This is a genomic window from Streptomyces sp. ICC1, assembly GCF_003287935.1.
Taxonomy (GTDB): domain Bacteria; phylum Actinomycetota; class Actinomycetes; order Streptomycetales; family Streptomycetaceae; genus Streptomyces; species Streptomyces tritrimontium.
Genome location: NZ_CP030287.1, coordinates 3,714,686 through 3,729,228, shown reverse-complemented (window position 1 = coordinate 3,729,228; position 14,543 = coordinate 3,714,686). Strand labels below are relative to the sequence as shown.

The following is a 14,543-nucleotide window of genomic DNA, read 5'->3' as shown; positions in this document are numbered from 1 at the left end:
CGAGTCCCGCGACCCGCGGGCCAAGGGCCTGGACCTGCCCGGCACGGCCGCCTTCACCACCGCCGCCGCCACCGTCACCTACGCCCTGATCCGGGTCGGCGAGAACGGCTGGAGTTCCGCCACCACGCTGGGCCTGTTCGGTCTGGGCGCGGCCGCCTTCGCCGCCTTCGTCCTCGTCGAACTGCGCAGCTCCCGGCCGATGCTGGACCTGTCGCTGTTCCGCAGCCCGTCCTTCGTCGCGGTCATGGCCGCCTCCCTGCTGATGTCGGGCGCCGCCTTCGCGTACCTGATGTACGTCTCCCTGTGGCTGCAGACCGCCGAGGGCATGGGCCCGGTCGGCGCCGGGCTGGCCCTGGTGCCGCTCAGCCTGGCCGGCTTCTTCGTGGCCGCCGCGACGGGCAAGCTGATGCACGCCGTCTCGTACCGGATCACCATCGGCGGCGGGCTGTTCCTCATCGGCGCCGGCGCCCTGCTCCAGGGCTGGATGCTGGACGCCGGGGACGGCTGGACCGCGCTGGTGCCCGGCCTGCTCGTCACCGGCGTGGGCGTGGGCATGATCTCCCCGGCCGTGGCGGCCGCCGCGATGGGCTCGGTGCCCCCGGCCCGGGTGGGCATGGCCGGCGGCGCGCTGAACACCGCGCGGCAGCTGGGCACGGCGCTGGGCATCGCGGTGCTCGGCGCGGTCTTCCAGGCCGGGCTGGCGGACGGGCTCGAAGGCTCGGGCCGGCCGCACGGCACCGCCGAGGCGCTGGCCGCCGACGGCGCGGGCAAGGTGCTGGCGGCGGCGCCGGAGGCCGCGGGCTGGGTGGAGGCGGCCTTCGCGAGCGGGCTGCGCGAGACCTTCTGGGTCTCGGGAGCGATGGGCCTCGCGGGGGCGCTGATCTTCCTGGTGCTGTTCCGCACCACCGCCGCGCAGCCCCCGGCGGACCGGCGGGGCCCGGCCGGGGCCGGGGCCGCCGCGGGGGTCGGCGAACCCGCCGCCGGAGCCGCGGAGCGCGCCGCCGTCTGAGCCGCCTCGGCGGCGCCGTACGCGGCCGTGCACCCCGGATCCTGCGCGGATCCGGGGCGCGAGGGGCGCGCCCGCCGCGGGGCGACCGGGAGGGTGAACCTTCGAACGCGCCTGCGTGCCACATCGCTCCGGCGTGACCGTCCGCTCCTACGCTGCCCGCGGATGCCAACCGGACCAGGCATCCGAGGAACCCGTGTACCCCGAGGAACGGACCCCCCATGCGTCTTCGCTCCACCGCAGCCGCTCTCGTCGGCGCGCTCGCGCTCGTCCTGCCCGCCGCCGGGCTGTCCTTCGCCAACGACCACGACGACCGCGAGAACCTCGGCACGCTGTACTACCGGTACACCGACGAGGACGGCGACCGCCGCAACGGACAGATCCATCCGGCGGACAACGACACCTGCTACCGGCTGACGCACACCACCGAGAACCGGCCCGCGTTCGAGGTGAAGAACGAGACGGAGTCCCTCGCGGTGGTCTACAGCAACCGCAACTGCGGCGGGGTGCCGGAGGCGTCGCTGGAGCCGGGTGAGCGGCTGCGGGACACGGACGTGGCCTCCGTCTACTTCAAGCCCGTCGACGACGACCGCCACGAGGGCCGCCACGACGGGCGCGACGACGACCGCGAGGACGGCCGGCACGACGGCCGGCACGACGGACGCGACGACGACCGCCGTGACGACCGCCGTGACGACGAGCGCGACGACGAGGACCGCAGCCACGGCGGCCGCGCGGCCGAGGCCCCGGCCCGGCAGATGACGCCGGACATCCTCGACTCGGTCTTCCGCTCCATCGGCTGATCCCCGGCCGGCAGAACGCCGCAGGACCCGGCACCCCTCGGGGTGCCGGGTCCTCCCGCATGCGCCGGGCGCCTCAGCCGGCCGCGCCGCAGCCCCGCGCCTCAGCCGGCCGTGGGCCGCCCCGCGCCGGCCGCCAACCAGCGCACCACGTCCGCCGCCGCGTACGGCTCGGCGTCCGGCGCCAGCGCCGGCAGGAACGAAAGGTCCTTGCCGATGGTCACCAGCGGGGGCTCGATCCGGCCGTGCGGCCGCCGCTGCGCCAGCCCGATGGTGGCCAGCAGGCCGTTGCACAGGCACTGGCGGCCCTGGGTGTCGGCGGCGTCGCCGCCCTTGCGGACGTACGCGGCCACCGGCTCGGCCGCGCACCGGTAGACCAGGCCGCGGGGGCCCCGTACGGCAGTGCGCAGGAACCCGAGGTCGCAGACGCGGCGCCGGGCCGCGGCCACCTCCGGCTCGGCGACGGTCCCGGGCAGGTCGGCCACCTTGAAGGGGAAGGACGTCGGCGAGGCCTCCGGGTCGTTGCGGACCGAGAGGGTGCCGGCGTGGGCCCGGCCCAGCAGCTCCTCGCGCAGGTGGCGGGCCATCCCGGACTCCTCGCACAGCGCGAACGCGCTGCCGACCTGGACCCCGGCCGCCCCCTCGGCGAGGGCCCCGGCCACCGCCTCGGGGCTGGCCTGGCCGCCGGCGAGCCAGAACGGCAGCCCGAGCGCCGCCATTTTGGCGAGATCCGGGGTGTCGCGCGGCCCGTAGACCGGCTCGCCTTCCTCGTCGAGCTTCATCGGGCCGCGCGGCGGGGCGCTGTGGCCGCCCGCCGTGCTGGTTTCGATCACGAAGCCGTCGGGGCGGGTGGCCTCGTCCCGGGCCAGGTAGGTGGCGAGCACCGGGAGGGAGACGATGGCCAGCACCCGGGGGCGGCGCAGCGGGCCGGGCAGGTGCCCGGCGAGCAGGGCGCCGGGGTCGAAGAGGTGTTCCAGGGGCTCTTCCCCATGAGGTCCTCCTTCCACGTGGACCTTGTTCACGCAGCGTTCGTAGCGCGCCAGCCGCGTGGCGAGGGCAGGGATCTGACCGGGGACTCCCGCGCCCACGAGCACGTAGTCGACGCCTGCCAGGATCGCGCCGAACATCGCGGGGGCGGTGGCGAGCTGGATCTTCTCCAGGTAGTTGATGCCGATGACACCTTCGTGTCCCTCCTTGGCGAGCCAGACCTCGACGAAGTTGCCGAGGACGGTGAGGATCTCCGCCTGCGCCCCGCCCGTCGCCCGCAGCCGCGGGGTCGTGCGCATGGGGACGCCGTCCGCGAGGCCGTCCTCGCGGAAGTAGCAGTCGATGGCGGTCTGGGCGAGCTCGGGGAGCGGGAAGGCGGCCAGGGCCCGGCGGGCGTGGCCGCCGGGGTCGCCGGTCTGCAGTACGCGGGCCAGTACGACGTCCAGGGCCGTGCCGGAGACCACGCCCAGCTGGCCCTCGCCGGAGACGGCCTTCGCCAGGCGCCAGCCGGAGACTCCGACGCCCATGCCGCCCTGGATCAGCCAGGGGTGGCGGGCGGCGGGGGCGGTCGCGGGGGTCTGCGGCATGGGTCACGTCCTCGGGGATCACCCGAACCTACGGTTCCGTAGGTTCGCTGTTTTCCACTATGACGCCGGCCCGGCCCGCCGGAAGGCGCCGAAGGTCCCGGCCCTGGGGGGACGTGGACCCTCGTGGGCAGGGGCCAATGGAACAGGGCCGCCCGGGGAGGTTTCCTCCCGGGCGGCCCCGTGGTCTAGCGGGTCAGCTCTGGTTCACGTTCGGCCCCGGTGCGGGTCAGAAGGTGAGCTTCCAGCTGTCGATCTTGCCGGTGTCGATGTTCGCGTTGTCGTTGACCCGGAGCTTCCACACTCCGTTGGCGACCTCGGAGGAGGCGTTGACCGTCACGGACTTGATGATGTTGTCCGCGCTGCCACCGGTGCGGTTGTGCAGGTTGTACAGGGTGCCGTCGGGGGCGACCAGGTCGACCTTCAGGTCACCGATGTAGGTGTGGAGGATGTTCAGGTCCACCTTGAGGGTGCTCGGGGCGTTGCCCGTGCGGTTCACGGTGATCGGGGAGTCGACGGTCGCGTTGTCGGCGATCGCGTAGTCGGTGGTGTTCTCGAAGACGTTCGGCTGCGAGGTGCCGACCGTCCAGGTGAACGCCGCCGTTCCGGTCTTGCTCTGCGAGTCGGTCACCGTGACGGTCACGTTGGACGTGCCCGCCGTGGTGGCCGTACCCGAGATGAGGCCGTTGGAGGAGTTGATCGACAGCCCGGCCGGCAGGCCGGTCGCCGCGTAGCTCAGGGCACCGGGGTTGGTGCTGGTGGCCTGGACCTGCAGGCTGACGGCGCTGCCCGTGACGGTGGTCTGGTTGCCCGGGTTGGTGACCGTGACACCGCTGACGATGCGCGGGCCGACGTTGATCGCGGCCCAGGCGTTGGCGGTGTTGTTGTACGTGGTCGAGCCGGCGCCGTACAGGTCGGCGGCGGCCGTCAGGGTGGCCGTACGGGCGGCCTCGTAGTTGGTGTTCGACCTGAACAGACCGGTGGTCAGGGCGCGGAACCAGATCTTGGACGCGGCGTCGCGGCCGATCGCGGTGACCGGGAGGCCGTCGGAGGTCGGCGAGTCGTAGCTGACCCCGTTGACGACCTTGGCGCCGGAGCCCTCGGAGGCCAGGTAGTACCAGTGGTTGGCCGGGCCCGAGGAGTAGTGGACGTCGATCGAGCCGATGCCCGAGTACCAGGCGTCCTTCGAGGAGCCGTCCTTGCTCGGCTTGTCCATGTAGCGCAGCGGGGTGCCGTTGCCGCGGATGTCGATCTTCTCGCCGACCAGGTAGTCGCCGACGTCCTGCGGGTTGGCGGCGTAGAACTCGACGGCTGCCGCGAAGATGTCGGAGGTCGCCTCGTTCAGACCACCGGGCTCACCGGCGTAGGTCATGTTGCCGGTGACCGAGGTCAGACCGTGGGTCATCTCGTGCGCTGCCACGTCGGTGGAGGTCAGCGGCTTGGCGTTGCCGTCACCGTCGCCGTACGTCATGCAGAAGCAGGAGTCGCTCCAGAAGGCGTTCACGTAGTTGTTGCCGTAGTGGACCCGGCTGTACGGGGACACGCCGTCGTTGCGCAGGCCGTTGCGGCCGTGCACGTTCTTGTAGTAGTCCCACGTCACCTGCGCGCCGTAGTGGGCGTCGGCGGCGGCCGTCTCCAGGTTGGCCGGCAGGCCGTTGCCCCAGATGTCGTCCGGTCCGGAGAAGAGCGTGCCGGTGCCGGAGCCGGTGCCGCGGTTGAGGTTGTACGTCTTGTGGCTGCCGCGCGCGGCGTCGGTCAGGGTGAAGTTGCTGCCCGACGCGGAGGTCCCGAGGGTCACCTGGCCGCTGTACATGGTGTTGCCGGTGCCGGTCTCGATGGCCTGCCACTCGGTGATCTTGGCGCCGGTCTTGGCGTTGGTCACCACGTGCAGTTCGTTCGGGGTGCCGTCGTGCTGGAGGCCGCCGACGACGGTCTCGAAGGCGAGGACCGGAACGCCCTCGGCCGCCCAGATCACCTTGCGGGCGCCCTTGGAGGCCTTGACCTCCTTGGAGCCCTCGGCGCCGGCGGCGGCCACCGCCTGGCCCTCCGCGGCGGACGGCGTGACGGTGGCGTTGGTGTCCGCGACCTTGATGTCGTGGTTGGTGGCCTTGGTGACGCTCTTGGTGACGCCGTCCTTGGCGTGGATGGTGAGGTCACCGCCGAGCACCGGTATGCCGTCGTAGGTGCGCTCGTACGTGGTGTGGGTGGTGCCGTCCGCGTCCTTGACCACGTCGCGGACGATGAGCTTCTCCGAGCCGGCGAGGCCGAGGCCCTTGGCCGCCTGCACGGTGGTGGAGTTGGCCTCGGCGAGGAGCGTCGCACGCTCCGAAGCGCTGAGTGCGCGGTTGGCCGCGCCCGGGTTGGCCTGGACGACCGAGCCGGCCTGCGACGCGGTGGCGTCGGCGGTGGCGGTTCCGGTCTGGATGCCTACGGCGAGGAGAGCGGCCGCGGCAACAAGCGCGCCGGCCGTGGTGGCACGCCGCTGGGGGGTGGGACTCAACGCAGACTCCTTCTGCAAGGGGGGTTCCGGATGGCTGGGTGGGCCTCCGGGCAGATCGGGCTGGTGCGAAGAACGGTCGAAGAGTGCCACTTGGGCGACGTGATGTCAGGGGCGCGTCAAAAGGTTGGCTGGAAACGGTTCGTTGTCCGAAGAGACGTATCCGGTATCCGGAACATTCACTTTGGTGTGGGAGAGAAGCGCCCAATATCCGGAATGTGCAATACCGCCTTCTAACGCTTGGGCAACAAGACGTCGGGTTCCCGAAAACGGCATTTACCGTACGGGTGTTTGTCGTACTGTTTCCCGGTGCGTCGGATGTCTGCTGCCTGGGGAAGCCGTGGGCCCGCGCCAACGTCATAGACCACGTGCCAGGGGGGCCCATGAGGCATGTCCATATTCCTGTGCAAAGAGTGGCCCGGAGGGCGCTCGAATCGGCGCATCCGGTTCGAGGGCTCGGAGACAAAGCGCGCTGGTACCTGCCCGCGGCGGTCACCGCTGACCTCATCGGCGCGGGCGTGCCCGTCGGCCTGGTCTTCGAGGCCGCGCAGCAGGTCCGGCCGCTGTACTGCGCCCTCGGCGCGGCCCTGGCCTGGAGCGGTGTGCAACTGCTCCGCCGGCGGTACGCGGCCCGGGTGCTCGGAGAGTCCCGGGGAGTTCTCCCGGTCGTACACGACTGGCTGATTCTCATCGGCGTGCTCGCCGTGGCCCGCGTGGTCACCGGCGAAGACACCCCCCGGCTGTCCGCGCTCGGCGCCCTGCTGCCCGCTCTGCTCGTCACCGTCGCCTGCCACAAACTGACCTACCGCCACCTCTCCGCCGCCCGCCGCGAGGCCCAGGCCGTGAGCCGGGTGCTGGTCGTCGGCGAGCCCGATTCCGCCGAGTCCGTCATCGGCCACCTCGCCGCGCGCACCGACCACCCGTACGTCGTCGTCGGCGTCGTGCCGGTCGGCCCCGGCGAGCTGGAGAGCGGTGTGCCCGTGGCCGCCCGGCTCGGCTCCGCGATGGCGCAGGCCCCGACAGGGGACTCCGTCGTCGTGCTCGGCGCCGTCGCCGCCCACCGCGCCGATCTGGTGCTCGTCGCCCCGGGGGCGCGGCTCGGGGGCGAGCGGCTGCGCCGGATCGCCTGGGCCCTGCACGACGCCGGGCTGGAACTGGCGGTCTTCCCGGGGCTGGTGGAGGTCTCCGTCAAGCGGCTGGAGACGCTGTCCGCGGGCGGCCTGGCCATGCTGCGGGTGGTGCCGCCGGTCGGCCGGGGGATGCAGACCCTGCTGAAGTCGGTACTGGACCGGGCCGCCGCCGGGATCGGACTGGTCCTGCTGTCACCGGTGTTCCTGGCGATGGTCCTCGCGATCCGCTTCGGCTCGCGCGGACCGGCCTTCTACCGGCAGCGGCGCATAGGCCGCGACGGGGAGCCGTTCGTCATGTGGAAGTTCCGCACGATGGTCGTCGACGCGGACGCGCTGAAGGCGGATCTGTCCGGATCCAACGAGAACGACGGCCTGATGTTCAAGATGCGCCGCGATCCGCGCGTGACCCGGGTGGGCCGGCTGCTGCGGCGCACCTCCATGGACGAACTGCCGCAGCTGATCAACGTGGTGGCCGGGGACATGTCCCTGGTCGGCCCGCGCCCGCCGCTGCCGGAGGAGGTGGCGAAGTACGACGAGGTCGAGCTGCGCCGGCTCACCGTGCGGCCCGGGATGACCGGGCTGTGGCAGATCAGCGGTCGCTCCGACCTGTCCTGGGACGAGACCATCCAGCTCGACCTCCAGTACGTCGACAACTGGTCCTTCACCAGTGACGTCGACGTCATGGGCCGCACGCTCCGCGCCGTGGTCGACGGTCGCGGAGCGTACTGAGGCCGACTTGGGATCAGCTCCGCTTCTCACCCTGCTCGCGCCACCACGCGTACGTGGAGGCGATGCCGTCCCGCAGCGGGACGGCGGGCTTCCAGCCCAGCGCGCGCAGGCGGGTGACGTCCAGCAGCTTGCGGGGCGTCCCGTCGGGCTTGGAGGTGTCCCAGTCGAGCCTGCCCCGGAAGCCGGTCACCTCGGCGACCGTCTCGGCGAGTTCCTTGATGGTGAGGTCCTCGCCGCAGCCGATGTTGACCGGCTCGGCGCCGTCGTACTCGCGCAGCAGGACGGCGCAGGCGGCGGCCAGGTCGTCGACGTGCAGGAACTCCCGGCGGGGCGTGCCCGAGCCCCACAGCGTGACCTCCTCGCGCCCCTCGGCCGCGGCCTCGTGGAAGCGGCGGACGAGGGCGGGCAGGACGTGCGAGGACTCCAGGTCGAAGTTGTCGCCCGGGCCGTACAGGTTCGTCGGCATGGCCGAGATGTACGAGGCCCCGTACTGCTTGCGGTACGACTGGACCTGGACGATGCCGGCGATCTTCGCCAGGGCGTACGCCTCGTTCGTGGGCTCCAGCGGGCCGGTCAGCAGGGCGTCCTCGCTGATGGGCTGCGGCGCGAGCTTGGGGTAGATGCAGGAGGAGCCGAGGAACAGCAGCCGGCCGACGTCCGCGGCGTGCGCGCCGGCGACGACGCTGAGCTGGATCTTGAGGTTGTCCTCGAGGAACTGCACCGGGAAGGTGCTGTTGGCCATGATCCCGCCGACCTTGGCGGCCGCCAGGACGACGGCGTCGGGCCGGACGTCGGCCAGGTACGCCGCGGTCGCCGCGGCGTCGCGCAGATCGAGGTCGGCGCGGCCGCGGGTGAGCACCTCGTATCCGTCGGCGGTGAGCCGGCGGACGACCGCGGACCCCACGAGACCGCGGTGGCCGGCGACGAAGACGCGGGCGTTCGGAGGCAGGAACGGCGAACTTGTCATACCGCCGATGATGCCAGTCCGCCGGCCGCGGGTTTACGGGGGAGTCACCGCCCCGGCGGCCTCCCCGGCCACGGCCGGGGAGGCCGCCGCCGGCCGCCGCCTCCACACCGTGGATGCGGCGGACTGCGTTCCGCATGAGCCGTGTACGGTACCCATCCAGTCCTCTCGGGGCGGGGCCGCCTGCCGTACCGGCCGCTCAGGGGCGAAGCCGCAGCCCCAGTACAACAAGACCGCAACGATCCCCAGGGGGGACCCAATGGGCAAGACCGCGCTGATCACCGGCGTCACCGGGCAGGACGGCTCGTACCTCGCAGAGCTGCTGCTCTCCAAGGGCTACACGGTGCACGGTCTCGTGCGGAGGTCCTCCAGCTTCAACACGGAGCGGATCGACCACATCTACCAGGACCCGCAGACGGCGAACCGGTCCTTCGTGCTGCACCACGCGGACCTCTCCGACGGCGTGGCCCTGGTGAACCTGCTCCGCGAGATACGCCCCGACGAGGTCTACAACCTCGGCGCCCAGTCGCACGTGCGCGTCTCCTTCGACGCCCCGCTGTACACGGGCGACGTGACCGGCCTCGGGGCGCTGCGGCTGCTGGAGGCGATCCGGGCCAGCGGGATCGACACCCGCATCTACCAGGCCTCGTCCTCGGAGATGTTCGGCGCCACCCCGCCCCCGCAGAACGAGTCCACGCCGTTCCACCCGCGCAGCCCGTACGGCGCCGCGAAGGTGTTCGCGTACTGGACGACGGTGAACTACCGCGAGGCCTACGGCATGTTCGCCGTCAACGGGATCCTCTTCAACCACGAGTCCCCGCGCCGCGGCGAGACCTTCGTGACCCGCAAGATCACCCGCGCGGTCGCCCGGATCCGGGCGGGCCTGCAGGAGAAGCTCTACCTCGGCAACCTCGACGCGGTCCGCGACTGGGGCTACGCCCCGGAGTACGTGGACGCCATGTGGCGGATGCTCCAGCAGGACGAGGCCACCGACTACGTCGTGGCCACCGGCGTCGCCGCCACCGTCCGCGAGTTCGTCGAGGCCTCCTTCGCCCACGCCGGTCTCGACTGGAACGACCACGTTCGCTACGACCCCAAGTACGAGCGCCCCAGCGAGGTCGACGCCCTCATCGGCGACGCCTCCAAGGCGAATGAGCTGCTCGGCTGGAAGCCGACGGTCCTGGTGGCCGAATTGGCCAAGATCATGGTCGACTCCGACATCCGCCAGGTCGAGGACCAACTGGCGGGCGTGAGCGTTCGCATCGACCGCTAGGGCTTATATTTCGCCTAACGATTGCCGTGTCCCGGTCATTCGTGGAGCAATCCACGGGCCTGACCGGGGCAAACCCGCCATATGTCCGAAGTGCACCATCCGCACTGAACCTTCTTGATTCCAAGTTGGTATGCAATGGGTCAAGTGCGGTGACCAGGCCCTCGCGTGAGCCCTAGTCTGCGCCAGAACATATGGCTGATCTGATACTTGTCGAACCAGCCATTCAAACCGGGCAATAGCCCTGGGGGGCTCATGCGTAGATCCAGAGGGCTGACTGCTGCCCTCGTCCTGTCACTGGCCGGTGCCGGCACCGGCCTGGGCCTCGTGCTGATACCCGAGGCGTCGGCCATCACGCAACCGGTGGCCTTCACCGCCGACAACCTGCCGACGTGGCAGCCGAACGGCATCGTCTGGGCCATGGACCAGGCGGGCGGCACGGTCTTCGCCGGCGGCACCTTCTCGGCGGTCCGCCCGCCGGACGGCGCGGCCGGCGCGGAGCAGGAAGCCGTGAACTTCGTCGCGCTCGACGCGGCGACGGGCGCCCCGAGCTCGTGCAAGCTCTCCTTCACCGTCGGCGACGGCAGCGCGACCGTGCGCGCCCTCACCGTCTCGAAGGACAAGAAGACCCTTTACGCGGGCGGCTACTTCGGCGCCGTCAACGGCACCCCGGTCTCCAGCGTCGCCGCGATCGACATCGAGACCTGCACCCCCAAGGCCTCGTTCCACCCGAACTTCCCGGCCACCGTGCGGGCGCTCGCCGTCACCGACGACACCCTGTACGCGGCCGGCGACTTCAGCAACGTCGAGGGCCAGACCCGCGAGCGGTTCGCCGCGGTCGACGCCGCCTCCGGAGCGCTGAAGCCCTTCGTCGCCAACGTCGACGAGCCCGGCCGCGCGGTCCAGGTCAGCAACGACGGCAAGAACGTCCTGCTCGGCGGCGACTTCTTCACGGTCAACGGCTCCAACAGCCACGCGCTGGCCGTCGTCAACGCCACCACCGGCGCCGTGACCAAGACGTACTCCAACATCCCGGCGAACTCGGTCGTCAAGCACATCGCGGCCGACTCGACCGGCTACTACACCGGCAACGAGGGATCCGGCGGCGGAGTCTTCGACGGCCGCATCGGCCTCGCCACCAACTTCTCCGAGAAGTGGCGCGACCGCTGCCTCGGCGCCACCCAGTACGTCCTGCCGTACGACGGAGTCCTCTACAGCTCCTCGCACGCGCACGACTGCTCCCTCGAGGGCCAGTTCCCCGACGGCAAGCGCCACTTCCTGCTCGCGCAGCTGACCGACCACGAAGGCGCCGCCCCCGCGCCCGCGGACGGCTTCGTGCGCAGCCCCCGCAAGCTCGGCTGGCACCCCAACGCCAACGACGGCCTCGGCGAGGGCATCGGCCCGCGCGTCATGACCATCGCGGAGAAGAGCAGCACCAAGTACATGTGGGTCGGCGGTGAGTTCACCCTCATCAACGGCAAGGCCCAGCAGGCCCTGACCCGCTTCGCCTCCACCGGCGACGTCGCCGCCCCGACCACCCCGGTCTCCAGCGTCTCCAGCGTCAAGCCGGGCGAGGTCCAGGTCCGCTGGCGCGCCAGCTACGACCAGGACGACAGCAAGCTGACCTACCGCGTCTACCGCAACGGGTCCGCGACCCCGGTCGCCACCCTCACCGCGGAGTCCCTGGAGTGGCAGCGCCAGCAGGCCTCCTGGACCGACGCCACGGTCAAGGCCGGCCTGTCCTACAGCTACCGCGTCACCGCGACCGACGCGGCGGGCAACACCAGCGCCCTGTCGGCCAGCACCTCGGTGACGGTCCCGTCCTCGGTGCTCGCCTACCCCAACCAGGTCCGCGCCGACGGCGCCAACCTGTACTGGCGCTACGACGACACCGTCAGCCCGTACGTCGCCGACTCCTCGGACGGCGGCAACACCAGCGGCATCCAGCTCAACGCCCCGGCGCTGCGCCAGACCCCGGGCGCGGTCACCGGTGCCAGCACGGCCATGGGCTTCAACGGCACCAGCCAGAAGGTGTACAGCGACCACCGCCAGACGGTCGGCAGCTCGTACTCCATCGAGACGTGGTTCAAGACGAACTCCACGCGCGGCGGCAAGCTGATCGGCTTCGGCACCAACACCGACCGCAACAGCGGCCTGTACGACAAGCACGTCTACATGACCAACAACGGCCGGATCGTCTTCGGGACCAACCCCGGCAGCGTGAAGACCATCTCGACCGGTCTGCTCGACACGTTCAACGACAACAAGTGGCACCACGTCGTCGCGACGCAGGGCCCCGCCGGCATGGCGCTGTACGTGGACGGACAGTCCAAGGGCACGCTCAACGTCACGGGCTCCCAGCAGTTCGAGGGCTTCTGGCACGTCGGCGGCGACAACCTCAGCGGCTGGCCGACCAAGCCGTCCAGCAACTTCTTCGCCGGCCAGATCGACGAGACGGCCGTCTACCCGAAGGTGCTGACCCAGGCCCAGGTCAAGAACCACTTCGACCTGGCCAAGGCCGCCACCGACACCGTCTCCAAGGTCACCACGACCGAGGACACGTACATCAACCAGGGCGCGCCCAGCACCGCCTACGGCACCGTGAGCTCGCTCGCCGTGCGCGGCACCTCGGCCTACGAGACGTACCTGCGCTTCGACATCCCGGCGGCCCCGGCCGGCCAGGTGCTGAAGTCGGCTTCGCTGCAGATCAAGACCTCGACCGCGGCGGGTGCCGGCACCACCGACACCGTCTCCGTGGTCCCGGTCACCGGTACCTGGAGCGGCGCGGGCACGACCTTCAAGACCAAGCCCACCCTCGGCACCACCCCGCTGGGCTCCCTGGCGGGCGCACCGGACGGCTCGGCCATCCAGAACGTGCAGCTGGACACGGCTGCGCTCTCCTCGGTCCTGGGCACCAGCTACAGCCTGGGCCTGACGAGCACGGGCACCGACCCGCTGTGGATCTGGTCCTCGGAGGCGACGGCCGCGGACGCGGCACCGCAGCTGGTCCTCACCTTCGGCGCGAAGTAACCGCTTGACGGAGCGCGGGGCCCGGCCGCGGGTGCGGCCGGGCCCCGCGCACCCATCTCATACGTACGGGAGCCACCTGATGTACCGACGCTCCGCAGCGGCTGCTGTCCTGCTGGCCGCCGCCCTGACGCTGACCGCCTGCAGTTCGGGCGGGGACGGCAAGGCCGACGCCTCGGCCGCGAAGCCCAAGCCTCCGGCCGAATCGCCGGCCGCCGACCCGGCGGACGCCACGGCGCCGCCCTCGACGGACGCGAAGCCGACGGGCCCCGTCCTGCCGGACGCGAAGCTGACGCCGAAGACGGGCAGCTTCACCGCGACGGAGAAGCAGTACCTGAGCGGCCGGGTCCCGGAGAAGATGGACCCGGCGGCCGTCCTGCAGACCGGCCAGGAGTCCTGCCAGCGGGTGGAGCGCACCGCGAAGCGGGACAAGGACGCGGCGGTCGGCTCCATCGTGGCCGGGGAGATCCCGGCCGCGAAGGACGCGATCACGCACCTGTGCCCGGAGCAGAAGCCGGTCCTCGCGGCGGCGGAGAAGGGCTTCCCGGACGGCACGAAGCAGTCCCCGGCCGCGGGCGGCTACCGCGCGCTGACCCAGAGCACGACGTGCACCTGGGAGGCCAGGGGCAAGGACGGCTCCGTCCTCGCCTCGGGCCCGGAGACCCCGCCGAAGGCCGGCGACAAGATCACCGCGACGATCCCGCCGGGCACGACGGAGTTCGTCTCGAACGGCTGCTACGCCTGGATCCCCTCCTCTTAACGCGCCCCTCGCACGCCTCGGCCCTGGCGGGCCACTCCTTCTTCACGCGCCCCTCGCACGCCTCGGCCCTGGCGGGCCTCCTGGGCTTCGCGCCGCTGCGCCGGACTCCGTCCGTCGGCGGCCGGGCCCGGGGCCGGGGCCGTCGGAGTGGGAAGCGCCCCCTTCCGTCACTCTTTGACTGGGAGGGGGCGCTTTCGTGCGCCCGGCCCCGTGCGCCCGGGTTCGACCTGCCTGCCGAACGGAAGGCTCGGGCCGCCGCCGGCAAACCGGAGTGGTTCGGCGAGGACGACCTCTACCCGGAGGTTAGGCCTGCCCTCTCGCGGCTCCGCGCGGACGGCCTGGGGCTGGGCATCGCCGGAAACCAGACCGTTCGCGCAGGCGGGCTGCTGCGCGAGCTGTTCACCAAGGACGTGGACCTGATCGGCACCTCGGACGACTGGGGCCGCGTCGAAGCCGGAGCTCGAGTTCTTCGAGCGCGTCGCCGCGGTCGTCCCGGCCGAACCCGCGGAGATCCTCTACGTCGGCGACCGGATCGATAACGACCTTCGCCCCGGCGCCGCTGCGGGCATGCACACCGCGCTCGTCCGCCGGGGCCCGTGGGCGATGATCCAGTGGAACACCGAGGAGGCCCTGACGCTGCCGACGTTCCGCGTCGAGAGCCTTGCCGAGCTGTCCCCCCGGATCGCCGAGTTCAACGAGCAAGCGCGCTGACCTTCCCCGCCCATGTCGCCGTCATGGGTGAGGGCAACGCGACCGCCGTCCGGCCCGGTCGCATGGCTGCCGCCGTGA

The 14,543-nt window shown here is 71.6% G+C and carries 9 protein-coding genes and 1 pseudogene; 7 read left to right on the top strand and 3 right to left on the bottom strand.

Going from position 1 to position 14,543, the window contains the following annotated elements; all coding sequences use genetic code 11:
- Positions 1–28 precede the first annotated feature (28 nt).
- Together DRB96_RS17665 and DRB96_RS17660 are read left to right on the top strand one after the other, a co-directional pair.
- The gene (locus tag DRB96_RS17665; RefSeq protein ID WP_112449333.1) at positions 29–1,009 is read left to right on the top strand and encodes an MFS transporter; all 981 of its coding nucleotides are present in this window, start codon (positions 29–31) and stop codon (positions 1,007–1,009) included.
- 218 nt (positions 1,010–1,227) lie between these two features.
- Positions 1,228–1,809 carry a hypothetical protein gene (locus DRB96_RS17660; protein ID WP_112449332.1) on the top strand — a complete coding sequence of 194 codons (582 nt, stop codon included), beginning with the start codon at positions 1,228–1,230 and terminating at the stop codon, positions 1,807–1,809.
- A 101-nt stretch (positions 1,810–1,910) separates the two neighbouring features.
- Here DRB96_RS17660 and DRB96_RS17655 read toward each other — a convergent pair whose 3' ends face one another.
- Positions 1,911–3,380, bottom strand: coding sequence for a nitronate monooxygenase (locus DRB96_RS17655; RefSeq protein ID WP_112449331.1), 1,470 nt, complete (start codon positions 3,378–3,380; stop codon positions 1,911–1,913).
- Positions 3,381–3,606: 226 nt separating this feature from the next.
- Positions 3,607–5,877 (bottom strand): M4 family metallopeptidase, encoded by a 2,271-nt coding sequence (locus tag DRB96_RS17650; RefSeq protein WP_112449330.1) that lies wholly within the window; start codon positions 5,875–5,877, stop codon positions 3,607–3,609.
- Positions 5,878–6,257: 380 nt separating this feature from the next.
- Between DRB96_RS17650 and DRB96_RS17645 the strand changes: the two genes are divergently transcribed.
- Positions 6,258–7,733, top strand: coding sequence for a sugar transferase (locus DRB96_RS17645; RefSeq protein WP_112449329.1), 1,476 nt, complete (start codon positions 6,258–6,260; stop codon positions 7,731–7,733).
- Positions 7,734–7,746: 13 nt separating this feature from the next.
- Here the strand turns inward: DRB96_RS17645 and DRB96_RS17640 are convergent, their stop codons facing one another.
- A complete protein-coding gene (locus tag DRB96_RS17640; RefSeq protein WP_112449328.1) occupies positions 7,747–8,700 on the bottom strand; it encodes a GDP-L-fucose synthase in 954 nt (317 codons plus the stop codon).
- Positions 8,701–8,956: 256 nt separating this feature from the next.
- Between DRB96_RS17640 and gmd the strand changes: the two genes are divergently transcribed.
- The 4 genes and pseudogenes from gmd to DRB96_RS17620 all read left to right on the top strand — a co-directional run.
- Positions 8,957–9,970 (top strand): GDP-mannose 4,6-dehydratase, encoded by a 1,014-nt coding sequence (gene gmd, locus DRB96_RS17635; protein ID WP_112449327.1) that lies wholly within the window; start codon positions 8,957–8,959, stop codon positions 9,968–9,970.
- A gap of 252 nt (positions 9,971–10,222) precedes the next feature.
- Complete coding sequence (locus tag DRB96_RS17630; protein WP_112449326.1) at positions 10,223–12,997, top strand: LamG-like jellyroll fold domain-containing protein; 2,775 nt, start codon at positions 10,223–10,225, stop codon at positions 12,995–12,997.
- A 79-nt stretch (positions 12,998–13,076) separates the two neighbouring features.
- Positions 13,077–13,754, top strand: coding sequence for a hypothetical protein (locus tag DRB96_RS17625; RefSeq protein ID WP_112449325.1), 678 nt, complete (start codon positions 13,077–13,079; stop codon positions 13,752–13,754).
- Positions 13,755–13,969: 215 nt separating this feature from the next.
- Positions 13,970–14,465, top strand: a pseudogene (locus tag DRB96_RS17620) (HAD family hydrolase); the annotation flags it as partial.
- Positions 14,466–14,543 lie beyond the last annotated feature (78 nt).

What these genes read in the sequence shown, in the direction of transcription:
- DRB96_RS17640 (WP_112449328.1), bottom strand. Translation starts at nt 8,700, where the DNA reads ATGACAAGTTCGCCGTTCCTGCCTCCGAACGCCCGCGTCTTCGTCGCC.
- DRB96_RS17645 (WP_112449329.1), top strand. Translation starts at nt 6,258, where the DNA reads ATGAGGCATGTCCATATTCCTGTGCAAAGAGTGGCCCGGAGGGCGCTC.
- DRB96_RS17655 (WP_112449331.1), bottom strand. Translation starts at nt 3,380, where the DNA reads ATGCCGCAGACCCCCGCGACCGCCCCCGCCGCCCGCCACCCCTGGCTG.
- gmd (WP_112449327.1), top strand. Translation starts at nt 8,957, where the DNA reads ATGGGCAAGACCGCGCTGATCACCGGCGTCACCGGGCAGGACGGCTCG.
- DRB96_RS17660 (WP_112449332.1), top strand. Translation starts at nt 1,228, where the DNA reads ATGCGTCTTCGCTCCACCGCAGCCGCTCTCGTCGGCGCGCTCGCGCTC.
- DRB96_RS17625 (WP_112449325.1), top strand. Translation starts at nt 13,077, where the DNA reads ATGTACCGACGCTCCGCAGCGGCTGCTGTCCTGCTGGCCGCCGCCCTG.
- DRB96_RS17630 (WP_112449326.1), top strand. Translation starts at nt 10,223, where the DNA reads ATGCGTAGATCCAGAGGGCTGACTGCTGCCCTCGTCCTGTCACTGGCC.